Source organism: Pseudoxanthomonas sp. 3HH-4, from assembly GCF_006716465.1.
Taxonomy (GTDB): domain Bacteria; phylum Pseudomonadota; class Gammaproteobacteria; order Xanthomonadales; family Xanthomonadaceae; genus Pseudoxanthomonas_A.
The window spans coordinates 102,088-124,233 of the sequence record NZ_VFPB01000002.1 but is presented as its reverse complement, the minus strand read 5'-3'; the positions used below and the strand labels follow the sequence as shown (position 1 = coordinate 124,233).

The following is a 22,146-nucleotide window of genomic DNA, read 5'->3' as shown; positions in this document are numbered from 1 at the left end:
CCGAAGAATGGATTGGGTCCTGATCAGTTTCTACGCTTTCGCCACCGTCGCGGTCGTCGCCGCCGGCGCGGTGATCAGCGTGCGCAACCCGGTGCATGCCGTGCTGTGCCTCATCCTGACGTTCTTTTCGGTGGCCTGTACCTGGCTGCTGGTGGGTGCGGAGTTCCTGGGCGTGGCCCTGATCCTCGTCTACGTGGGCGCGGTGATGGTGCTGTTCCTGTTCGTGGTGATGATGCTGGACATCGATGTCGACGCGCTGCGCGAGGGCTGGGTGAAGTTCCTGCCGGTTGGCCTGCTGGTCGCGGTGGTGATGCTGGCGCAGATGCTGGTGCTGATCGGCATCAAGGCGAAGATGGCAGTACCGTTCCCGGACAACGCCGCCTCCGCTGCTGCCGACGTGTCCAACACGGCCTGGCTGGCGCGCACGCTGTTCACCGAGTTCCTGCTGCCGTTCGAGTTTGCCGCCGTCATCCTGACCGTCGCCGTGGTGGCGGCGGTGATGCTGACGCTGCGCAAGCGCACCGGCATCAAGACGCAGGATCCGGGCGAGCAGTCGCGCGTGAAGGCGAGCGACCGCATCCGCATGGTGTCGATGCCGGCGGAGAAGCCGGTGCGCGAAACGCCGGCGAGCGCCCCGGCAGAAGGGGAGGGCAAGGCATGATTTCCGTAGGCCACCTGCTGGCGCTCGGCGCCGTGCTGTTCTGCATCAGCCTTGCCGGCATCTTCCTGAACCGGAAGAACGTCCTCGTGCTGCTGATGTCGATCGAACTGATGCTGCTGTCCGTGAACATCAACTTCGTCGCGTTCTCGCGCGAACTCGGTGACGCGGCCGGGCAGATCTTCGTGTTCTTCATCCTGACTGTGGCCGCGGCCGAGGCTGCCATCGGCCTGGCGATCCTGGTCACCCTGTTCCGCACGCGACGCACGATCAACGTCGCCGAAGTCGATACGCTCAAAGGCTGATGCACCGATGACCGGTATGGAAGTCCTCCTCTCCAAGAACGTGCTGCTGGCCATCGTGCTGGCGCCACTGCTCGGCAGCATCGTCGCCGGCCTGTTCGGCCGCTTCGTTGGCCGTGCCGGTGCCCACACGGTGACCATCCTGGGCGTGGCGACCAGCTGTGCGCTGTCCTGCTGGGTGCTGTACCAGCTGGTGGCGCAGGGCGCATCGCCGTTCAACGAGAACCTCTACACGTTCTTCGAGGTGGGCAACATCACCGGCCACGTCGGTTTCATGATCGACAAGCTGACCGCGATGATGATGGTGGTGGTGACCTTCGTGTCGCTGCTGGTGCACATCTATACCATCGGCTACATGTCCGAAGATCCGGGCTACCAGCGGTTCTTCAGCTACATCTCGCTGTTCACCTTCAGCATGCTGATGCTGGTGATGAGCAACAACTTCCTGCAGCTGTTCTTCGGCTGGGAAGCCGTGGGCCTGGTGTCGTACCTGCTGATCGGCTTCTGGTTCAAGCGCCCGACGGCGATCTTCGCCAACATGAAGGCGTTCCTGGTCAACCGCGTCGGCGACTTCGGCTTCCTGCTCGGCATCGGCTGCGTGCTGCTGATGTTCGGCACGCTGGACTATGCGACCGTGTTCGCCAACTCGCCGATGCTGGCCGGCAAGGCCGTGCCGGTGTGGTCCGGCGTGGTCACGCTGTTCGGCGAAACCTGGCAGGTCCTGGACCAGCCGGTGATCTGGTCGATGGCCACGCTGACCTGCATCTGCCTGTTCATCGGCGCGATGGGTAAGTCCGCTCAAGTGCCGTTGCACGTGTGGCTGCCTGATTCGATGGAAGGCCCCACGCCGATCTCGGCGCTGATCCACGCGGCGACGATGGTGACCGCCGGCATCTTCATGGTGGCGCGCATGTCGCCGCTGTTCGAGCTGTCGCAGACGGCGCTGGATTTCGTGTTGTTCATCGGTGCGACCACGGCGCTGTTCACCGGCTTGATCGGCATCGTGCAGAACGACATCAAGCGCGTGGTGGCGTACTCCACGTTGTCGCAGCTGGGCTACATGACGGTGGCGCTGGGCGTGTCGGCATACTCGGCCGCGGTATTCCACCTGATGACTCACGCCTTCTTCAAGGCGCTGCTGTTCCTGGCGGCCGGCTCGGTCATCATCGGCATGCACCACGAGCAGGACATGCGCAAGATGGGTGGCCTGCGCAAGTACATGCCGATCACCTGGATTACCAGCTTGATCGGCACGCTGGCCTTGGTCGGCACCCCGTTCTTCTCCGGCTTCTACTCGAAGGACACCATCATTGAGGCGGCCAAGCACCACCAGCACGTGGCGCACGAGGTGGGCGAGAAAGTGGCCGGGATGGGCGTGATGGCCGCACAGGGTTACCAGGGGCCGAGCGAATGGATCGCGACGTACGGTTACTGGGCGGTGCTGCTGGGCGTGTTCGTCACCAGCTTCTACAGCTTCCGCCTGTTGTACCTGACGTTCCATGGCAAGGAGCGCTTCCGCGATGCGCATGACGACCATGCCCACGGGCATGACGCGCACGACGACCATGCGCACGATGACCACGGTCATGGGCACCACGGTGCGCACGAGCCGCACGAGTCCCCGTGGGTGGTGACGGTGCCGCTGGTGCTGCTGGCGATTCCCTCCATCTTCATCGGCTTCTTCACCATTGGCCCGATGCTGTTCGGCACGGACTGGACCGGGCACCAAGAGGCCACGCCGTTCTTCCTCGGCGCGATCGACTTCCTGCGCCTGGATCCGACCACGGCCATCTCGGCGCGCGACACTGTGATGTCGTTGAAGGAAGAGTTCTGGCACGGGCCCGTCGGCTACGCGATCCATGGCATGCAGATGCCGCCGTTCTGGCTGGCGCTGGGCGGCTTCCTGTTGGCCACCTTCCTGTACCTGTTCAAGCCCGAACTGCCGGGCAAGATCCGCAACAGCACGGTGGGCGCTTTCCTGACCAACATCCTGGACAAGAAGTACTGGGCAGACCACCTGTGGATCAACGGCTTTGCCGGCGGTGGCGTGAAACTGGGCAAGGCGTCGCGCGCCTTCGACAGCCACGTGATCGATGGCGCGGCGGTGAACGGTACGGCGAAGCTGGTCGATCTGGGTGCGCAGTTGCTGCGCAAGACCCAGTCCGGCTACCTGTACCACTACGCGTTCGCGATGATCGTCGGCCTGATCCTGCTGCTGGGCGTCGTCATCAAGTTTTGGCAGTAACGACCTGACGCCGCTGCGTGCGGATCGTCCTGGCGAAGAACTCAACGGATAACACAACGTGTCGAACTGGCCCCTGCTTAGTGTTCTGATCTGGCTGCCCATCCTGGGTGGCGCGCTGGTGCTTGCCCTGGGCAACGCCCGGGCCGATGCCGCCCGCTGGCTGGGTCTGCTGGTCGCGGTGCTGACGTTCGTGGCCAGCCTCGGCCTGCTGACCGGCTTCGATTACGCGAATCCGAGCCTGCAGTTCATCGAAACCCACGCCTGGATCCCGAGTTTCGACATCCACTACAACCTCGGCGCCGATGGCATCGCGGTGGCGCTGCTGCTGCTCAACACGTTGATCACCGTGCTGACGCTGGCCGGTGCGTGGGGTTCGGTGAACAAGCGCGTGGCGCAGTACGTGGCCGCGTTCCTGATCCTGGAAGGCCTGACCAACGGCATCTTCGCGGCCAGCGACGCGGTGCTGTTCTACGTGTTCTTCGAGGCGATGCTGATCCCGATGTTCCTGATCATCGGTGTCTGGGGCGGCCCGCGCCGCATCTACGCATCGCTGAAGTTCTTCCTCTACACCTTCCTCGGTTCGGTGTTGATGCTGGTCGGCCTGGTGTATCTGTACATCAAGGGCGGCAGCTTCCAGCTGGCCGACCTGTATGCGCTGCCGTTGAACGCGAAGGAACAGATGTGGCTGTTCTTCGCGTTCCTGATTGCGTTCGCGGTGAAGATCCCGATGTTCCCGGTGCACACCTGGCTGCCGGATGCGCACGTGGAGGCCCCGACCGCGGGCTCAGTGATCCTGGCGGCGATCGCGCTGAAGATCGGCGGTTACGGCCTGCTGCGCTTCAGCCTGCCGATCGTCCCCGACGCCGGCCATGAGTGGGCCATGTTCGTCATCGTGCTGTCGCTCATCGCCGTGGTGTATGTCGGCCTGGTAGCGTTGGTGCAGGACGACATGAAGAAGCTGATCGCCTATTCGTCGGTTTCGCACATGGGCTTCGTCACCCTGGGCATCTTCATCGCCTTCAGCCTGGTGCGCGACGCCGGCAACCTGGATGGCGCGCGCCTGGGTCTGCAGGGGGCGATGGTGCAGATGATCAGCCACGGCTTCATTTCCGGCGCCATGTTCACCTGCGTCGGCGTGCTGTACGACCGCATGCACACCCGCATGATCAAGGACTACGGCGGTGTCATCAATACGATGCCGTGGTTCGGCGCGTTCTTCATCCTGTTCAGCATGGCCAACTCCGGCCTGCCGGGCACCAGTGGCTTCGTCGGCGAGTTCATGGTCATCCTGGCTTCGTTCCAGTTGCATCCGCTGATGGCCTTCTTCGCCGCCACCACGCTGGTGATCGGTGCGGCCTATACGCTGTGGCTGGTCAAGCGCGTGATCCTCGGCGACGTGGCCAACGCCCACGTGGCCGAGCTGAAGGACGTGTCCCTGCGCGAGGCATTGGTACTGGGCGGTTTCGCCGTCTGCGTGCTGGCGCTGGGCGTGTATCCCAAGCCGCTGACGGACCTGATGGAGCCGTCGATCGCGCAACTGGCGATGCAGCTCGCCAACAGCAAGCTGTAAGGAAGAACCATGACGACGCCGATGCCCATCTCCGCCGCCGACCTGCAGCCGCTGCTGCCCGAACTGACCTTGATCGGCGGCGCGTTCGCCCTGCTGATGCTCGACCTGTTCCTGGACAACGCCCGCCGCTTCATCACCCATGCGCTGGCGCTGGTCGTCATGGCTGCCGTGGTCTGGATGCTGGCGACGGGCGTGGGCGGGCAGGGCAGCGTGTTCAGCGGAATGTTCGTGCGCGACACGCTGGCCGACGTCAGCAAGGTCGTGATCGTCGCGGTGAGCGCGCTGTCGCTGGTCTATGGCTGGCCGTACCTGCGCGAACGCAACCTGTATCCGGGCGAGGCGCCGGTGCTGGTGATGTTCGCCACCGCCGGCATGATGATGATGGTGTCCGCCGGCAGTCTGGTCATGGTCTACCTGGGCCTGGAACTGCTGGCGCTGTGCTCGTACGCGCTGGTCGCGTTGAACCGCGACGACGGCTTGGCCACCGAGGCGGCGATGAAGTACATCGTGCTGGGCTCGCTGGCCTCGGGCCTGCTGCTGTACGGCATGTCGCTGGTGTATGGCGCGACCGGCTCGCTGCACCTGCCGGCGATCTTCGATGCGACCGGAGCTGCCCTGGGCGGAGGCGGCGAGCAGCGCATGCTGTTGCTGACCGGCGTGGTGTTCATGGTGGCAGGCGTGGCTTTCAAGCTGGGCGCGGCACCGTTCCACATGTGGCTGCCCGACGTCTACCAGGGCGCCTCGACGCCGGTGACGCTGTTCATCAGCGCAGCACCGAAGCTGGCCGCCTTCGGCATGGCATTCCGCCTGCTGCAGGATGGCGTGGGCCCGGCCGCAGCGCAGTGGCAATGGCTGCTGGCGGGACTGGCAGCGGCGTCGCTGGTGATCGGCAACGTGATCGCCATCGCGCAGACCAACCTGAAGCGCATGCTGGCGTACTCCACGGTGTCGCATGTCGGCTTCCTGCTGGTCGGCTTCGCTGGCGGCGGCGAAGCGGGGTACTCGGCGGCACTGTTTTACGCGATCAGCTACTCGATCATGTCGGCGGCGGCGTTCGGCGCGATCATCGTGCTGTCCCGCCAGGGCTTTGAGGCCGACCGGATCGACGACTTCAAGGGCCTGAACGCGCGCAATCCGTGGCAGGCGGGCCTGGTACTGTGCGTGATGGCGTCGCTGGCCGGCGTACCGCCGTTCCTGGGCTTCTGGGCCAAGCTGGTCGTGCTCGGCGCGGCGGTCAATGGCGGCTTCCTGTGGCTGGCCATCGTCGGCGTGCTGTGCGCGGTGATCGGTGCTTTCTACTACCTGCGCGTGATCAAGGTGATGTACTTCGACGAGCCGGTGGGCGAAATTCCGCCGCCCCGGGCGGACCGCGTGGTGCCGCTGGTATTCGGCGTCAATGCACTGGCCTTGCTGGCGCTGGGCGTCGCATGGAATCCGATCATGGCGTGGTGCAAGCTGGCGTTCGCCGGCTGACCGTACGCGACAGGAGTTACCGCCGGAGAAAGGCTGCCGGCGACGCGCGATGAACGCGATGTTTCAAGTTGGTGCATGACAAGGCTTGCAATGCACCGGCGTATTCATCATAATTTCGCTTCTGCTGCGGGGTGGAGCAGTCTGGCAGCTCGTCGGGCTCATAACCCGAAGGTCGCAGGTTCAAATCCTGCCCCCGCTACCATGTTTGTCCGAGGCCGTCTGAGTACAGGCGGCCGACGAAAAACCTGGGCACGCAACGACGCATGTTCCCGTCGTTGCACCGACATCCAGCGTATCGGACAAGGGGCCCATCGGGCCCCTTGTCTGTTTCAGCGGCACGCAACACCACGAACCATTGGCAGCGAACCCGTGAGCGACAAGGCCAACGACATCGCCAACCTGCTGGCTCCCACCGTCCAGGCACTGGGCGTTGAGTTGCTCGGCATCGAATATCTGCCCGCCCCCGGCGGCGCCACGGTGCGCCTGTACATCGACGTGCAGGAAGCCGAGCGCGCCACGCGGCACGTCAACATCGAGGACTGCGAAGCGGTGAGCCGTGAAGTGTCGGCACAGCTCGACGTCGAGGACCCGATCACCGGCAATTACACGCTGGAAGTCTCCTCGCCCGGCGTGGACCGTCCGCTGTTCCAGCTGGCGCATTTCGCACGCTTCGTCGGCGAATCGGCCAAGGTGGTGCTGAAGCTCCCGCAGGAGCGTCGCCGCCGGTTGCAGGGCACGATCAGCCGCATCGAAGGTGAGGACATCGTGTTTGCGCTGGACGACGCGGAAATGACGGTGGCGTTCGATAATATCGACAAGGCGCGCCTGGTCCCCGATTGGGCTGCGCTGGGCCTGGCGCCCGAGAAGCCCGGTGGTGGCCGCAAGGCCGGTGCCAAGAAGGCGGGCGACGCCAAGCGCGCGCCTGCCAAGCAAGCCAAGAGAAAACCCAACCAACCGGCGGCCCGCAAGCCGCGCGCGGAGTGATCAATGAGTAAGGAATTGTTGCTGGTCGTGGATGCGGTGGCCAACGAAAAGGGCGTGCCGCGCGAAGTCATCTTCGATGCCATCGAGGCCGCCTTGGCGTCCGCGGCCAAGAAGCGCTACATGGACCAGGACGTGCAGGTGCGCGTCACCATCGACCACAAGGACGGCAGCTACGAGACATTCCGCCGCTGGGAAGTGGTGGCCGATGACGTGGTGATGGAATCGCCGGATCGCCAGATCCGCCTGATGGATGCCGAGGACGAAGCCGAAGGCGCCGAAGTGGGCGACTGGATCGAAGAGAAGATCGAGAACCCCGATTTCGGCCGCATCGCCGCGCAGGCGGCCAAGCAGGTCATCGTGCAGCGCGTCCGCGAAGCCGAGCGCGCGCAGGTGGTCGATGCCTGGAAGGATCGCGTGGGCGAACTGGTCACCGGCGTGGTCAAGCGTGCCGAGCGCGGCAACATCTACGTGGACCTGGGCGGCAACGCCGAAGCCTTCATCCCCAAGGACAAGGGCATCCCGCGCGACGTGCTGCGCGCTGGCGACCGCGTCCGCGGCTACCTGTTCGACGTGCGTTACGAACCGCGCGGCCCGCAGCTGTTCATCAGCCGCGCCGCACCGGAGTTCATGATCGAGCTGTTCAAGCTGGAAGTACCGGAAGTGGGCCAGGGCCTGGTCGAGATCAAGGCCTGCGCACGCGACCCGGGTGACCGCGCCAAGATCGCCGTGCTCGCGCACGACACCCGTACCGATCCCATCGGTGCCTGCATCGGCATGCGCGGTTCGCGCGTGCAGGCCGTCAGCAACGAGCTGAACGGCGAGCGCGTGGATATCGTGCTGTGGAACGACAATCCGGCCACCTTCGTCATCAATGCGATGGCGCCGGCGGAAGTGCAGTCCATCATCGTCGATGAAGAGAAGCACTCGATGGATCTCGCCGTGGCGGAAGACCGCCTGGCGCAGGCCATCGGCAAGGGCGGCCAGAACGTGCGCCTGGCCAGCCGCCTGACCGGCTGGCAGCTCAACGTCATGACCGCCGACCAGGTGCAGGCCAAGAGCGAGGCCGAACAGGCCGTCGCCCGCCAGTTGTTCATGGACAAGCTGGAAGTGGACGAGGAAATCGCCGCCATCCTGGTCGCCGAGGGCTTCAGCACGGTCGAGGAAATCGCCTACGTGCCGGTCGGCGAACTGCTGGCCGTCGAGGGCTTCGACGAGGACATCGTCGAGGAACTGCGCTCGCGCGCCCGCGACGCACTGCTGAACGAGGCGCTGGCCGAGGAAGAGGGCCTGGAGGACGACCATCCGGCCGAGGACCTGCTGGCGCTGGAAGGCATGGATGAAGAGACGGCGTTCGCGCTGGCCTCGCACGGCGTCCGCACCAGCGAGGACCTGTCCGACCTGGCCGCCGACGAAGTGGTCGAGTTCGGCATCGAGGGACTGGACGAGGGCCGCGCCGCGGCGCTGATCCTGGCCGCCCGCGCCGAGGAAATCGCCCGTCTGGAGCGCGGCGAATGAGCGCCCCCCGGGCTTGCCTGGGACGCGGCGCATGAGCCACCCATGAACACCGCCCTGGCACCCTCAGGGCTTAGAATTCCCCCTCTTGAACAGGGTTGCCCCACCACCACCGGGGGGGCGCAACACCCAACCTAGGATCCGAATGTCGCAGCAAACCACCATCCGCAAGCTCGCTGAACTGGTCAATACGCCGGTCGAGAAACTCCTGGAGCAACTGGCCGAGGCCGGGATGAGCTTCAGCGGTCCCGACCAGGTCGTGACCAGCATGGAAAAAGTGAAGCTGCTCGGCTTCCTCAAGCGTTCCCACGGCAAGAGCGATGCCGCCGCGGATGATGCCGGATCCAAGAAGATCACGCTGAATCGCCGCAAGGTGCAGGAAGTGACCGTCGCGGCCGGCCGCAGCAAGACCACGGTGAACGTGGAAGTGCGCCAGAAGCGCACCTACGTGAAGCCGACCGACGCCGAATCCGTCAGCACCAACTGGCAGAACGAACCGGATCCGGAACGTGCCGAGATCCTGCGCAAGCTGGAAGAATCCCGCCAGCGCAACCTCGACGAACAGCAGCGCCTGGCCCAGGAAGACGCCAAGCGCGCCGAAGAGCTCGAGCGCCGCCGCCAGGAAGAAGCCGCCGCCCGCGCCGAAGCGGAGGCCGCGCGTGCGCAGGCCGATGCCGAGGCAGCGGCACTGGCCGCCGGTGCCGTCGCCGTGGACGGTGACGAACCCGCGCGCCCGGCGAAGCCGGCCACCCCGGGCCACCACGTGCCCAAGATGGTCGTGCGCAAGGATCCGCCGCGCACCGACGACCGCAACAATGCCGCGGCCGCCAAGCACAAGACCCGTGGCTCGCATGCGATGGTGGCCGGCGTCGAAGACGACGACAACACCAGCCGCTTCGCGGGCCAGTTGCACCTGTCCGCTGCCGACCGTGCCCGTCGCGGCGCTTCGCGCGGCAAGCCCAAGCCGCCGCGCCGCCATGAGCAGAGCCGCGGTGGCGGCGGTGCGCACGGTTTCGAGCGTCCGACCGCGCCGATCGTGCGTGAAGTGGCCATCGGCGAGACCATTACCGTGGCCGACCTGGCGCAGAAGCTCGCGCTGAAGGGCGGCGACGTGGTGAAGGCGCTGTTCAAGATGGGCGTGATGGCTACCATCACCCAGTCCATCGACCATGACACCGCCGCGCTGATCACCGAGGAACTGGGCCACAAGGCCGTCCGTGCCGACGCCAACGACGTCGAGAACGAACTGCTGGCGCATTCTGAAGAGCAGCAGGGCGAGAAGGTCGCGCGTCCGCCGGTGGTCACCATCATGGGCCACGTCGACCACGGCAAGACCTCGCTGCTGGACTACATCCGCCGCACCAAGATCGCCAGCGGCGAAGCCGGCGGCATCACCCAGCACATCGGCGCCTACCACGTTGAAACGCCGAAGGGCGTCATCAGCTTCCTCGACACCCCGGGCCATGCCGCGTTCACCGCGATGCGCGCCCGTGGCGCCAAGCTGACCGACATCGTGGTGCTGGTGGTCGCGGCGGACGACGGCGTGATGCCGCAGACCCGCGAAGCCATCCAGCACGCCAAGGCGGCCAAGGTGCCGCTGATCGTGGCGGTGAACAAGATCGACAAGTCCGACGCCGATCCGCTGCGCGTGAAGAACGAGCTGCTGGCCGAGGAAGTGGTCGCCGAAGACTTCGGTGGCGACACCCAGATGGTCGAGATCTCGGCCAAGACCGGCCAGGGCGTGGACAACCTGCTGGACGCCATCTCCATCCAGGCCGAACTGCTGGAACTGAAGTCGGTCGAAGACGGCCGCGCCAGCGGCGTGGTCATCGAATCCTCGCTGGACAAGGGCCGTGGCCCGGTTGCGACGGTGCTGGTGCAGCAGGGCACGCTGAAGAAGGGCGACTACCTGGTCTGCGGCGTCCAGTACGGCCGCGTGCGTGCGCTGTTCGACGAGACCGGCGCCCAGCCGCCGTCGGCCGGTCCCTCCATCCCCGTGCAGGTGCTCGGCCTGTCGGGCGTGCCCGAAGCCGGCGACGACTTCGTGGTGGTCGAGGACGAGCGCCTGGCCAAGGACGTGGCGCAGCAGCGTGACGCCAAGCGCCGCGAGTCGCGCCTGGTCCAGTCCGCCGGCAGCCGCATGGAAGACATCATGGCGCAGCTGGGCAAGGGCGAAGGCCAGCTCAGCCTCAACCTGATCATCAAGGCCGACGTGCAGGGCTCGGTGGAGGCGCTGCGCCATTCGCTGACCGCGCTGTCCAACGAATCGATCCGCATCAACATCATCAGCTCCGGCGTGGGCGGCATCACCGAGTCCGACGCCAACTCGGCGGTCACCTCCAAGGCCACGGTCATCGGCTTCAACGTGCGTGCCGACGCCTCCGCGCGTCGCATCATCGAAGCCAACGGCGTGGACCTGCGCTACTTCTCGATCATCTATGACGTGATCGACCAGGTGAAGCAGGTGGCATCGGGTCTGCTGGGCGTGGAGATCCGCGAAGAGATCATCGGCATCGCCGAAGTGCGCGACGTGTTCCGCAGCTCCAAGTTCGGCGCGGTCGCGGGCTGCATGGTGGTCGAGGGCACGGTCAAGCGGAACAAGCCGATCCGCGTGCTGCGCGCCAGCACGGTGGTGTTCGAGGGCGAACTGGAATCGCTGCGACGCTTCAAGGAGAACGTCGACGAAGTGCGCAACGGCACCGAGTGCGGCATCGGCGTGAAGGCCTACAACGACGTCCAGCCGGGCGACCAGATCGAGTGCTTCGAGCGCATCGAAGTGCAGCGCACGCTCTGATCATGCCGACCAAGTCGTTCCATCGCACCGACCGCGTCTCCGCCCAGCTCCGCCGCGAGCTGGGCACGCTGGTGCACGAGGCCGTGCGCGAGCACGGCCTGCCGTCGGTCAGCGTGTCCGACGTGGAAGTCACCCGTGACATGGCGCACGCCAAAGTGTTCGTCACCGCCCTGATGCCTGAGCGTTCCGTGGAAGCCGTGAAGGGCCTGAAGGAACTGGCCTGGGGCTTGCGCATGGAACTGGCGCGTCGGGTCAAGATGCGCCACGTCCCCGAGCTGCATTTCCACTACGACGATTCCGTCGACCGCGGCGAGCGCATCGAGAACCTGCTGCGCGACCTGCCGCCACCGCCGGCCGACGACGACAACGCGTAGCGGTTGCACGCCTGCCGCCGGCCCAGTGCCGTTGGGGGCGTCGGTGCAACCGCATCGCGGGCATGTACCCAAGCGGGGCATGAAGCCCGCGCCCAACAAGGAATGCACGCGTCCCGATGTCGCTGCCGAAGCTCAAATTCCGTCCGCTGGATGGCCTGCTGCTGCTCGACAAGCCGCAGGGCATGAGTTCGAACGCGGCGCTGCAGGTCGCGCGGCGACTGTTCCGGGCCGAGAAGGGTGGACATACCGGCAGTCTCGATCCCCTGGCCACCGGCTTGCTGCCGCTGTGCTTCGGCGAAGCGACCAAGATCGCCGGCCTGCTGCTGGGGTCCCGCAAGGCCTACGACACGGTTGCCGTGCTCGGCGCCACCACCGATACCGACGATGCCGATGGCGCCACGCTGCGCGAGCGACCGGTCCCTGTGCTGGAGGTCGCTGCGGTCGAGGCGGCGCTGGCGCCCCTGCAAGGCCGCATCCGCCAGCGGGTCCCCATCTACTCGGCGCTCAAGCAGGGCGGGGAACCGCTCTACACCAAGGCCCGCCGCGGGGACGTCATCGAAGCCCCCGAACGCGAGGTCGAGGTGCATGGCATCGAGGTCGTGGACATGTCCGCTGGCCGGCTGTCGCTGCGGGTGGAGTGCGGTTCCGGCACCTACGTGCGCAGCCTGGTGCGCGACCTCGGTGAAGCCCTCGGCTGCGGCGCCCATGTCGGCGCCTTGCGCCGGCGGTGGGTCGACCCGTTCAGGGAGCCGCGGATGTACACCCTCGAGGCCTTGCAGGCGATGGCTGAACAAGGGGGCGAAGTGGCTCTCGAGGCCTGCCTGCTCCCCATCGATGCCGGCCTGGCCGGCTTCCCTCGCGTCGACGTCGATGCCGCCGGTGTACGGCGGCTGGCGCAGGGCCAGCGGCTGCCGGGGTATCCCGCCAGCGATGGCCCGGTGGCCGTGTACGGGCCGGAGGGACGGGTGATCGGGTTGGGGACGGTGTCCGCCGACGGCACCCTCTCGCCGCAGCGATTGTTCGCCTGGGCGGTCGCCGGCACCGCCACCAAGGCCGGCAACGGTCAATAAAACCTTGTTTCACAAGGCCCCCGCGGCTACACTACGCCGCCGGTTTCGCGCCGGCATTTCCTTATTTCCCCAGCTTCATCAACGGCGAGCCAAGCGGTGCGCGCGGAGGACAGCCCGCGTTCCTGCAGGCCACGCATCAACCAGAGAACATCATGTCCATCGATACCCAGAAAGTGATTGCCGACAACGCGCGCGGCGCCAACGACACCGGCTCCCCGGAAGTCCAGGTCGCCCTGATCACCGCCCGCATCGAACACCTGAGCGGCCACTTCAAGACCCACAAGAAGGATCACCACAGCCGCCGTGGTCTGCTGCAGCTGGTCAACCGCCGCCGCAGCCTGCTTGATTACCTCAAGAAGAAAGACAACGAGCGCTACAAGACCCTGATCGAAAAGCTCGGTCTGCGTCGCTGATATATCCCCCACCGCGGCGCAGAGATGCGCCGCGGTTTGCATTTCAGGGAACGGAATGCGCTGCACCCGCTGGCCGCACCGGGCCCGCCTCCCTCAGCACCACCGGCCGGACGCATCCGGCCAGCCACACGCGACAAGGGTCGCGTGAGGTCCAACCCGCACAAGGCATCTCAAGGAACCAACGTGGCAAAAATCACCAAAACCTTCCAGTACGGCAAGCACCAGGTCACCCTGGAAACCGGCGAAATCGCCCGGCAGGCCGGCGGCGCCGTCGTCGTCAAGTTCGATGACACCGTGCTGCTGGTTACCGCCGTGGCGGCGAAGTCGGCCCGCGAAGGCCAGGACTTCTTCCCGCTGACGGTCGACTACCAGGAGAAGTTTTACGCCGGCGGCCGTATCCCGGGTGGCTTCTTCAAGCGTGAAGGCCGCGCTACCGAGAAGGAGACGCTGATCTCCCGCCTGATCGATCGCCCGCTGCGCCCGCTGTTCCCGGAAGAATTCCGCAATGAAGTGCAGGTCATCGCCACGGTGATGTCGCTGAACCCGGAGATCGACGGCGACATCCCGGCGCTGATCGGTGCTTCCGCCGCGGTCGCCCTGACCGGCGCGCCGTTCAACGGCCCGATCGGTGCCGCCAAGGTCGGCTACGTCAACGGCGAGTACGTGCTGAACCCGACCGTCAGCGAACTGAAGGACTCCAAGCTGGAGCTCGTCGTCGCCGGTACGTCCAACGCCGTGCTGATGGTGGAATCCGAAGCCGCCGAGCTGTCCGAAGACGTGATGCTGGGCGCCGTGATGTTCGGTCACCGCGAAATGCAGAAGGTCATCAACATCATCAACGAGCTGGTCACCGAAGCCGGTACCAAGAACTGGGACTGGGCTGCGCCGGCCAAGAACGAGGCGATGATCTCCGCGCTGAAGGAAGCCGTAGGCACCCAGCTCGAGTCCGCCTTCCAGGTGCGCGACAAGTTGCAGCGCCGCGACGCCATCGCCGCCATCAAGAAGGATGTGATGCAGCAGCTGGCAGGCCGTGCCGAAGCCGATGGCTGGAGCGCCGGCGCGCTGTCGAAGGAATTCGGCGAGCTCGAGTACCAGACCATGCGCGGTTCCGTGCTGGCCACCAAGGTCCGCATCGACGGCCGTGCGCTGGACACCGTCCGCCCGATCTCCTCCAAGGTCAGCGTGCTGCCGCGCGTGCACGGCTCCTCGCTGTTCACCCGTGGTGAGACGCAGGCGATCGTCGCCGTCACCCTGGGCACCGCCCGTGATGGCCAGGTGATCGACGCCGTCGGCGGCGAGTGGAAGGACCACTTCCTGTTCCATTACAACTTCCCCCCGTTCTCGGTGGGCGAAGCCGGTCGAATGATGGGCCCGAAGCGTCGCGAAATCGGCCACGGTCGCCTCGCCAAGCGCGGCGTGCTCGCCGTGATGCCGACGATGGAAGCCTTCCCGTACACCATCCGCGTGGTCTCGGAAATCACCGAGTCGAACGGCTCCTCCTCGATGGCCTCGGTCTGCGGCAGCTCGCTGGCGCTGATGGATGCCGGCGTGCCGATCAAGGCGCCGGTGGCCGGCATCGCGATGGGCCTGGTGAAGGAAGGCAATGACTTCGTCGTGCTGAGCGACATCCTGGGTGACGAAGACCACCTGGGCGACATGGACTTCAAGGTCGCCGGTACCGCCAACGGCGTGTCCGCGCTGCAGATGGACATCAAGATCGAGGGCATCACCGAAGAGATCATGAAGCAGGCGCTGACGCAGGCGAAGGCCGGCCGACTGCACATCCTGGGCGAAATGGCCCATGCGATGACCTCGCCGCGCCAGGAGCTGAGCGAGTTCGCGCCGCGCCTGATCACCATCAAGATCCACCCCGACAAGATCCGCGAAGTGATCGGCAAGGGCGGTTCGGTGATCCAGGCCATCACCAAGGAAACCGGCACGCAGATCGACATCCAGGACGACGGCACCATCACCATCGCCTCGGTGAACGGCGCCGCCGGCCAGGCCGCCAAGGCCCGCATCGAGCAGATCACGTCCGACGTCGAGCCGGGCCGCATCTACGAAGGCAAGGTCGCCAAGATCATGGACTTCGGTGCGTTCGTCACCATCCTGCCGGGCAAGGACGGCCTGGTGCACGTGTCGCAGATCTCCAACGATCGCGTGGAGAAAGTCAGCGACGCGCTGAAGGAAGGCGACGTGGTCAAGGTCAAGGTGCTGGAAGTCGACAAGCAGGGCCGCATCCGCCTGTCGATCAAGGCCGTGGAAGAAGGCGAGGGCGTGTCGGCCGAGTAAGCCGCACGACATCGCGACGCGCTATGGAAAAGCGGGCTTCGGCCCGCTTTTTCTTTGGCTGTTTCCTTCCTTCGTCGACTTCGACGCTCATGGCGCGAGATGGTCGATAAGCAATGCGTCAAGCAAGGCGCGATGCGCGAGTACCATCCCTCTCCCTGCCTGTGGGGAGAGCAACTGTCTTGACTAGCAGGAAGCGTAAGTTCTCCGCGGACATCCAGTATTCGATCAGCCTGTAGTCGCTGCGCTGCGGAAGGGTCGGCGCCAAGAGCGCCCCTCATCCACCCTTCGGGCACCTTCTCCCCGCAGGCGGGGAGAAGGCCACAAGCGTGTCGCCTTCTTTGAGGCACAAGCACGGCGAGACAACCCCTCTCCCTGCGAAGCGGGGAGAGGGTGCCAAAGGCGGGTGAGGGGCAATGCCGGGGCCGCGATATCTCATCGAAGGTGATGCATCGAGTGCTGCTCGGGCATATTCGCGCTCGATGCATCTGCCGCCGCATTGAACGCGGTGGCGACGGCGCCCCTCATCCGGCGTGCCGGCCACCCCATATCGAGTACGGGGCAGGCTCTTCTCCCCGCGCGCGTGGAGAAGGAGTTTCTCCATCGCTGCGCGCGGTGCTTGTGCATCGACAGGCGTCACGACCGGTTGTGCAGGACACACCATCCCCCTCCGTGCGCCGATCATCTCGACGCCATCGCCGATAATGACCGCCATGCATTCAACGAATACACGCGCAGGCGCTTCAACCTCCCTCTGGTCAGGCCGCGGGCTGGTGCTGCTGGGCATCGTGCTGTCCGCATTCAACCTGCGTACCGCGGTGACCTCGCTCACACCGCTGCTCGACACCTTGGGTGATACGTTCGGCTTCGGCGCCACCATGACAGGCGTATTCGGCATGCTGCCGACGGCAGCATTCGCGGTGTTCGGCGTGGCGACGCCCGCGCTGGCGCATCGCATCGGACTGGAGCGCACTGCACTGCTGGCCATGTTGCTGGCGACACTGGGCCTGCTGCTGCGCAGCGGGGCTGGCGATACGGCCGCGTTGATGGCCGCCTCGCTGACGGCGCTGGCCGGCATGGGCATCGGCAACATCGTGTTGCCGCCGCTGGTGAAGCGCTACTTCGCCGATCGCGTGGGTACTGTCAGCACGCTCTACATCACCGTCCTGCAGGCCGGCACCATCCTGCCGGCGCTGGTGGCCGTACCTGTGATGGAAGCTGCCGGCTGGCGCATATCGTTGGGCCTGTGGGCGGTGTTCGCCGCCGCGTCGGCGGTGCCGTGGTGCCTGGTGCTGTGGCAGGAACGCAGCAAGGCCTCGCCGTTGGCACGCACGCACGATGCCGCCGTTACCGTCGACGACGAAGCTCCCGAGCTGGCCGCGCCGCGACCGCAGGGGCGCGCATGGCGCTCGCCGGTGGCCTGGGGCATGGCGCTGATGTTCGGCATGACGTCGCTGGTGACGTATTCGATGTTCACCTGGTTGCCGAAGCTACTGGTCGAAGCCGGGGGTTCGCCCGCGCTGGGCGGCACGATGGTCGCACTGTTCTCCACGTTGGGGCTGGCGGCCTCGCTCACGATGCCGCTGATCGCGGTGCGCATGCGCAATCCCTTCATCGTGGTCGTGGTCTGCGCCGGCTTCTACGCCGTCGCGTTCGTGGGCCTGCTGCTGGCGCCGATGGCCGCACCAGCCCTATGGGTGGCGTTGCTTGGCCTGGGGCCCAGTACGTTCCCGCTGTCGTTGACGATGATCAACCTGCGCACGCGCACGCCGGAGGGTTCGGCGGCGTTATCCGGTTTCATGCAGGGGGTGGGTTACACGTTGTCCTGCGCGGGACCGCTGGTCTTCGGCCTGCTGCATGAGTACACGCATGGCTGGTCATGGCCGATGGCGTTCCTCGGCATCTGCGTTTTAGTGCTGCTGGTCGGTGGCTATCTGGCATGCCGGCCGCGGTATCTGGAAGATACTTGGCACTAGTGGGTAGGATGGGATGAGCCCGCATGCGATACCCATGATCGTGGCTTCGGCGTATCGCAGGATGGGTATCGCTGCGCTCAACCCATCCTGCGAGCTTAGCCCGTAGTTGGCGCCTGGCGAGTGCCGTTCAACGGGGTGCCGGGGAGGTGTGCGCGTGACCGAACTCCCTCGCGAGCGTTGCGCATGAAAGAATCACACTGATCTTTGGCTGGAGGCGGTCATGAGACTTGGGCAGGGCATGTTCATGGGCTTTGCGCTCTCGTTGTGGGTGCCGAACGCGGTGGCTGATCCTCTCTTCCCGCGTGCGAAGGTGACGTACTACTCCGTCGCCGGAGACAACCTGCGGGCGATCCAGCGTGCTTTACGGACCAACGGGCCCAGGAATGAAGACGGGCGCGTGGTGCATGGACTGACTCGATGGCAGGTCGAATGGACATTCGAGGTGGAAGGCGCCGGAAACACCTGCGAGGTTGTTGACCTAACGATCGCGTTGGACACAACGGTCACGCTGCCACGATGGACGCCCACTGGCGGTGCATCCCGGGACCTTGCCAAGGCCTGGACGCGGTATCTGGATGCACTACGCCTTCACGAACACGCTCACTACCGTCATGGATTGCAGGCGGCGGAGGCCGTCCGGGCCCTCGCAAAGTCGCTGCCACCCAGTAACTGCGCGGCACTGTCCAGGTCTTTCAATATCAAGGCACTGCGCATCATGGAGATGTACAGGGTGCGCAGTCGCCTTTATGACCAGCGAACGCGACATGGAGCAACCGAGGGTGTCGCCTTGGAGTGAGGTCGGAATCGCCCGGGCTCGTCATGCACGCTCTGTCGGGATTCACTCGCTCACTCCACTGCACAGCCTGGACTTGCCCGGACATCCTAGTGGACCTTCATGGCCTGCTGGTCCCAGCGCACCTGCAGCGCTTGTTTCCCGCGCCATGCGCCGATGTGGACATGAGGCGCGCGGGCGTAGCCGTTGTTGCCGACAAGGCCGATGAGTTCACCGGCTTCTACGTGATCACCTTCTTTCACGGCGAACGCCTGCAGGTGGGCCACGACGAACACCGTGCCATCGGTTGCCCTGAGGATGATGCTCGAGGCGCGGCTTTCGTGAGGCTGACCCGGCACGTTGACGAGCGGGTTCACGTGGAGCTTGACGACTTCGCAGTCACAGGGCGAATTGACCGGACGGTTCCATCCGTACCAGTCCTGATTCCTCGCTCCGTCGTTCCTGTACAACCCAAGGAACGAACGCTTCGTGTCATCGCCGAAGGCAGTGATCATGCAGTCCTGGCCGAGAGCATCGCCAAGGTGGGGGAGCTCGTTCTCGGCGTGCTCCGAACACATGTAGGGGTCATCGAAAAGCGGATGCGCCATCGCCTGCTGGATCGGAACGCGCGCTGGCGCGACGGGTTTCTCGGCGAAAGCCGGTAGCGAGAGCATGGCAATGACGAGAAGCATGAATGCACGCATGGTGTCTTCCATCGGATGTTGCGGCACCTTACCCCGGCGCCATCCCTGGTGTGAGGGTCAGACAGCCCCATGACCACTCGCAGTGGTCGGGACGCCGCTGTCGAGATCGAGGTTGCCTTGTCCGGGCCATACCGGGCATAGGACTTGAAGTCATGAAGACTTCCGGCAGGGGCAGGCGGGTCGCGGCGGTGCTATCTAGTCGGTTTCCTGACACCGCTGGGGAGCCCCTGCATGACCACCCGTCGTGACCTGTTCAAGCTGGGCGCGCTGGCCGCCGCCGCGGCTGCGCTGCCGTCCTTTGCCTCTACTGCCAGCGAGGGCAAGCCGGTGGGGAAGGCGGCCAAGCCGCTGAATATCCTGATCCTCGGCGGCACCGGCTTCACGGGTCCGTTCCAGGTCGATTACGCGCTCAAGCGCGGGCACAAGGTCACCTTGTTCAACCGCGGGAAGCGGCCCTCGCCGGAATGGCCGGGCGAAGTGGAACAATTGCACGGCGACCGCAATACCGGCGACCTGGCCGCACTGAAAGGGCGCAAGTGGGACGTCTGCATCGACAACCCCACCAGCCTGCCGTTCTGGGTGCGCGATGCCGGCCAGGTGCTGAAAGGCAACGTGGGGCACTACCTCTTCATCTCCACCATTTCGGTATACGCCGATGGCGGCAAGCCGGGCATCAACGAGGATTCGCCGCTCGCCGTCTACAAGGGCAAGGATGCGATGGCTGAAACCCAGGAGACCCTGCGCGCCGACATCGAGAATCTCTACGGCTCATTGAAGGCATTGAGCGAAGCCGAAGCCCGCAAGCAGTTCGGCGGGAACGTCACCATCGTGCGCCCGGGTTACATCGTCGGTCCGCGCGACGAAACCGATCGTTTCACCTACTGGCCGCACCGGGTGGCGCAGGGCGGCGAGATCCTGGTGCCCGGCCAGGGCAAAGATCCCATCCAGATCATCGACGGCCGCGACCTGGGCGAATGGATGATCCGCCTGGCCGAAACAAAGACCACCGGCACCTTCAACGCGTGCGGCCCGGATTACACGCTCGGCATGGACGCCATGGTGCATGGCTGCCAGGCCGTGACCGGCGGCGGCTTGACGCTGACGCATGTGTCCCCCGAGTTCCTCGAGCAGCAGCAGGTCGGCCTGCCGATCTGGGTGTCGCCGATGCACCCGCAGTACGGCGGCTACGGCGCGGTCAGCAATGCGCGCGCCATCGCGGCGGGGCTGACCTTCCGTCCGCTCGCGACCACCGTCACCGACCTGCTGGCCTGGTTCCGCGGCCTGCCGGCAGAGCGCCAGGCCAAACTCAATGCCGGCATCACCCGCGACAAGGAAGCCGAGTTGCTGAAGGCGTGGCACGCGCGCAACGGCTGATGGCATTCCTGCCATGCAGGAGGGGCTTCAGGGCCCGACCTGTCACCGCAGGCGCGACCGCGCCCACGGAACATGAGCGCCCGGGCGCAGCGCGGGTGGCTGCCGTCTGATGGGCAAGCATCGGGGCTGAAGCCCCTCCTACAGGAGCCTTGATTCAGCGCTCCCGCCGCACCAGCGTTCGATCCACAGGCCCCCGGCGCTGCCAGTCGGGCACGACGCGTTCGGTGGGCGCGCTGGTGGCGGCCGCAGGCGTTCCCGCCCCCGGCACCACCAGCGACGGAATCGATGCGGTGACCGCCACCTCTTCGAGCTTTGGCGCGATGTCGGTGCCCTGCATTAGGCCAAGCGGCGCATAACCGGTGTAGCCGGGGAAGACCTGGCTGAGGTTGGCGTTGCCCATGCGGCGGATCAGGATCTCCGACATCACGCGGCGGTAGTCGGTGGTGACCGGCACGTCGCCGAAGGTGGGGGAGAGAGTTTCCGGATTCAGGCCAGGCCAGCTGCCGTAGAAGCGGCGTCCGTTGACCGGACCGCCGAGCACCAGCATGGGATTGCCGTAGCCATGGTCGGTGCCGCCGTTGGCGTTCGCACGCACGCGGCGTCCGAACTCGGACTGCACCACCACCGTCACCCGCGCCATCTCGCCGGTGCCGTTGAGTTCGGCGTAGAACGCGGCCAGTGCCTGCGACAGCTCCGCGATCTTGTTCTGGTAGTAGTGGTACCCGCTGCCCGCCGTGCCCTGGCCCTCGTGCGTATCCCAGCCGCCGAGATCCAGCGTGGCGTAGCGCAGGCCGAGGTTGAAGCGGATGGTCTGCGCAATGGTCCACAGCTGCTGCGCGAAATTGCCCGTCGGCCAGCTGGCCGGCAGGCTGGCGTAGCCCTGTTGTCCGATCAGGCGCAGCGCGCCATTCGCGCGGCGACCGCTGATCTCCATGCCGGTCTGGCCGTTCCACAGCGAGGCCACGGTTTCGCTGACGCCACGCAGGCCGCTGGGCGAATCGCTTCGCGTGCGCTGCCAGCTCCATGCGGTGGTGTTGAGCGAGAAGTCGGACGGGCTGCTCATGGTCAGCGCATCGATCGCGCCCATCAGGCCGGCCGGCTGGGTGCCGCTCACGCCGAGCGCGGGCAGGGTGCCGGCGCCATTGGGCCGCGTCTCCCACGCGCGCGTCATCCATCCCGTCGGCGAGCCGTACTTCCCGGGCGTACCCAGGTCGATGTAAAGCTGCGCATCGAAGTGGCTGCGGGTGACCGTGGTCGCCATGCCGCAGGCGTGCACGATGGCCATCCTGCCGTCGTTCCACAGGTCGCGCAGACCGCTGGCCGAGGGGTGCAGGCCAAAGCCGGTGCCAGCGCCGCCCGACAGGGTCAGTGGCAAGGCGCCGTAAGCGCCGCTGGTCTCGATTTTCAGGCTGGGGCGCGCTTCCTCGTAGAAGCCGCGGTCCACACCGTCGATGGGTACCACCAGGTTGAGGCCATCGATGCCGCCCCGCAGGAACAGATGCACGACGGTGTCATAGCTGTTGACGGCGGCGTCGACGGGGGCGGCGAACATCAGGCTGCCGCCCGCGGTGCCGACGATGGCGGCTGCGCCGCAGCCTTTGACGAAGTCGCGTCGGGTCAGTCGGAAGTCGGTCAT

The 22,146-nt window shown here is 65.8% G+C and carries 17 protein-coding genes and 1 tRNA gene; 16 read left to right on the top strand and 2 right to left on the bottom strand.

Going from position 1 to position 22,146, the window contains the following annotated elements:
- The first annotated feature begins 7 nt into the window (after positions 1–7).
- The 15 genes from FB548_RS07925 to FB548_RS07855 all read left to right on the top strand — a co-directional run bounded on the left by FB548_RS07925 (position 8) and on the right by FB548_RS07855 (position 18,456).
- Positions 8–661: an NADH-quinone oxidoreductase subunit J gene (locus FB548_RS07925; protein WP_142124248.1), complete on the top strand. Its 654-nt coding sequence runs from the start codon at positions 8–10 to the stop codon at positions 659–661.
- Entirely contained in the window at positions 658–963 is a 306-nt protein-coding gene (nuoK, locus tag FB548_RS07920; protein WP_142124247.1) for an NADH-quinone oxidoreductase subunit NuoK, read from the top strand. Before FB548_RS07925 ends, nuoK begins: the two co-directional genes overlap by 4 nt.
- Positions 964–979: 16 nt before the next feature.
- On the top strand, positions 980–3,205 hold the full coding sequence (nuoL, locus tag FB548_RS07915) for an NADH-quinone oxidoreductase subunit L (RefSeq protein ID WP_142124246.1): 2,226 nt from the start codon (positions 980–982) through the stop codon (positions 3,203–3,205).
- 58 nt (positions 3,206–3,263) lie between these two features.
- Positions 3,264–4,775: an NADH-quinone oxidoreductase subunit M gene (locus FB548_RS07910; RefSeq protein WP_142124245.1), complete on the top strand. Its 1,512-nt coding sequence runs from the start codon at positions 3,264–3,266 to the stop codon at positions 4,773–4,775.
- 9 nt (positions 4,776–4,784) lie between these two features.
- A complete protein-coding gene (gene nuoN / locus FB548_RS07905) occupies positions 4,785–6,248 on the top strand; it encodes an NADH-quinone oxidoreductase subunit NuoN (protein ID WP_142124244.1) in 1,464 nt (487 codons plus the stop codon).
- 125 nt (positions 6,249–6,373) lie between these two features.
- Positions 6,374–6,450 (top strand) — tRNA-Met (locus FB548_RS07900).
- A gap of 167 nt (positions 6,451–6,617) precedes the next feature.
- Complete coding sequence (gene rimP / locus FB548_RS07895) at positions 6,618–7,232, top strand: ribosome maturation factor RimP (protein WP_185742029.1); 615 nt, start codon at positions 6,618–6,620, stop codon at positions 7,230–7,232.
- Positions 7,233–7,235: 3 nt separating this feature from the next.
- On the top strand, positions 7,236–8,747 hold the full coding sequence (gene nusA, locus FB548_RS07890; RefSeq protein ID WP_142124242.1) for a transcription termination factor NusA: 1,512 nt from the start codon (positions 7,236–7,238) through the stop codon (positions 8,745–8,747).
- A 142-nt stretch (positions 8,748–8,889) separates the two neighbouring features.
- Complete coding sequence (gene infB / locus FB548_RS07885) at positions 8,890–11,538, top strand: translation initiation factor IF-2 (RefSeq protein ID WP_142124241.1); 2,649 nt, start codon at positions 8,890–8,892, stop codon at positions 11,536–11,538.
- A 2-nt stretch (positions 11,539–11,540) separates the two neighbouring features.
- A complete protein-coding gene (rbfA, locus tag FB548_RS07880; RefSeq protein ID WP_142124240.1) occupies positions 11,541–11,912 on the top strand; it encodes a 30S ribosome-binding factor RbfA in 372 nt (123 codons plus the stop codon).
- A 116-nt stretch (positions 11,913–12,028) separates the two neighbouring features.
- The gene (gene truB / locus FB548_RS07875) at positions 12,029–12,982 is read left to right on the top strand and encodes a tRNA pseudouridine(55) synthase TruB (protein WP_142124239.1); all 954 of its coding nucleotides are present in this window, start codon (positions 12,029–12,031) and stop codon (positions 12,980–12,982) included.
- Between the two features lie 152 nt (positions 12,983–13,134).
- The gene (gene rpsO / locus FB548_RS07870) at positions 13,135–13,395 is read left to right on the top strand and encodes a 30S ribosomal protein S15 (protein ID WP_142124238.1); all 261 of its coding nucleotides are present in this window, start codon (positions 13,135–13,137) and stop codon (positions 13,393–13,395) included.
- 183 nt (positions 13,396–13,578) lie between these two features.
- Complete coding sequence (pnp, locus tag FB548_RS07865; protein WP_142124237.1) at positions 13,579–15,687, top strand: polyribonucleotide nucleotidyltransferase; 2,109 nt, start codon at positions 13,579–13,581, stop codon at positions 15,685–15,687.
- Positions 15,688–16,397: 710 nt separating this feature from the next.
- Entirely contained in the window at positions 16,398–17,660 is a 1,263-nt protein-coding gene (locus tag FB548_RS07860; RefSeq protein ID WP_142124236.1) for an MFS transporter, read from the top strand.
- A 220-nt stretch (positions 17,661–17,880) separates the two neighbouring features.
- Complete coding sequence (locus FB548_RS07855; RefSeq protein ID WP_142124235.1) at positions 17,881–18,456, top strand: DUF922 domain-containing protein; 576 nt, start codon at positions 17,881–17,883, stop codon at positions 18,454–18,456.
- An 86-nt stretch (positions 18,457–18,542) separates the two neighbouring features.
- Here FB548_RS07855 and FB548_RS07850 read toward each other — a convergent pair whose 3' ends face one another.
- Complete coding sequence (locus tag FB548_RS07850) at positions 18,543–19,148, bottom strand: M23 family metallopeptidase (RefSeq protein WP_142124234.1); 606 nt, start codon at positions 19,146–19,148, stop codon at positions 18,543–18,545.
- Positions 19,149–19,367: 219 nt separating this feature from the next.
- On the opposite strand from FB548_RS07850, the gene FB548_RS07845 reads away from it, so the two are divergent.
- Positions 19,368–20,510, top strand: a complete 1,143-nt coding sequence (locus FB548_RS07845; RefSeq protein ID WP_142124233.1) for an NAD-dependent epimerase/dehydratase family protein — start codon at positions 19,368–19,370, stop codon at positions 20,508–20,510.
- A 154-nt stretch (positions 20,511–20,664) separates the two neighbouring features.
- Here the strand turns inward: FB548_RS07845 and FB548_RS07840 are convergent, their stop codons facing one another.
- The gene (locus FB548_RS07840; protein ID WP_142124611.1) at positions 20,665–22,146 is read right to left on the bottom strand and encodes a DUF1501 domain-containing protein; all 1,482 of its coding nucleotides are present in this window, start codon (positions 22,144–22,146) and stop codon (positions 20,665–20,667) included.

Bases quoted from the DNA above. Each gene is read 5' to 3' on its own strand.
- FB548_RS07845 (WP_142124233.1), top strand. From the start codon at position 19,368: ATGACCACCCGTCGTGACCTGTTCAAGCTGGGCGCGCTGGCCGCCGCC.
- FB548_RS07925 (WP_142124248.1), top strand. From the start codon at position 8: ATGGATTGGGTCCTGATCAGTTTCTACGCTTTCGCCACCGTCGCGGTC.
- rbfA (WP_142124240.1), top strand. From the start codon at position 11,541: ATGCCGACCAAGTCGTTCCATCGCACCGACCGCGTCTCCGCCCAGCTC.
- FB548_RS07850 (WP_142124234.1), bottom strand. From the start codon at position 19,148: ATGGAAGACACCATGCGTGCATTCATGCTTCTCGTCATTGCCATGCTC.
- FB548_RS07855 (WP_142124235.1), top strand. From the start codon at position 17,881: ATGAGACTTGGGCAGGGCATGTTCATGGGCTTTGCGCTCTCGTTGTGG.
- FB548_RS07840 (WP_142124611.1), bottom strand. From the start codon at position 22,146: ATGACCGACTTCCGACTGACCCGACGCGACTTCGTCAAAGGCTGCGGC.
- nuoK (WP_142124247.1), top strand. From the start codon at position 658: ATGATTTCCGTAGGCCACCTGCTGGCGCTCGGCGCCGTGCTGTTCTGC.
- rpsO (WP_142124238.1), top strand. From the start codon at position 13,135: ATGTCCATCGATACCCAGAAAGTGATTGCCGACAACGCGCGCGGCGCC.
- truB (WP_142124239.1), top strand. From the start codon at position 12,029: ATGTCGCTGCCGAAGCTCAAATTCCGTCCGCTGGATGGCCTGCTGCTG.
- nuoL (WP_142124246.1), top strand. From the start codon at position 980: ATGGAAGTCCTCCTCTCCAAGAACGTGCTGCTGGCCATCGTGCTGGCG.
- FB548_RS07860 (WP_142124236.1), top strand. From the start codon at position 16,398: ATGCATTCAACGAATACACGCGCAGGCGCTTCAACCTCCCTCTGGTCA.
- nuoN (WP_142124244.1), top strand. From the start codon at position 4,785: ATGACGACGCCGATGCCCATCTCCGCCGCCGACCTGCAGCCGCTGCTG.
- infB (WP_142124241.1), top strand. From the start codon at position 8,890: ATGTCGCAGCAAACCACCATCCGCAAGCTCGCTGAACTGGTCAATACG.
- nusA (WP_142124242.1), top strand. From the start codon at position 7,236: ATGAGTAAGGAATTGTTGCTGGTCGTGGATGCGGTGGCCAACGAAAAG.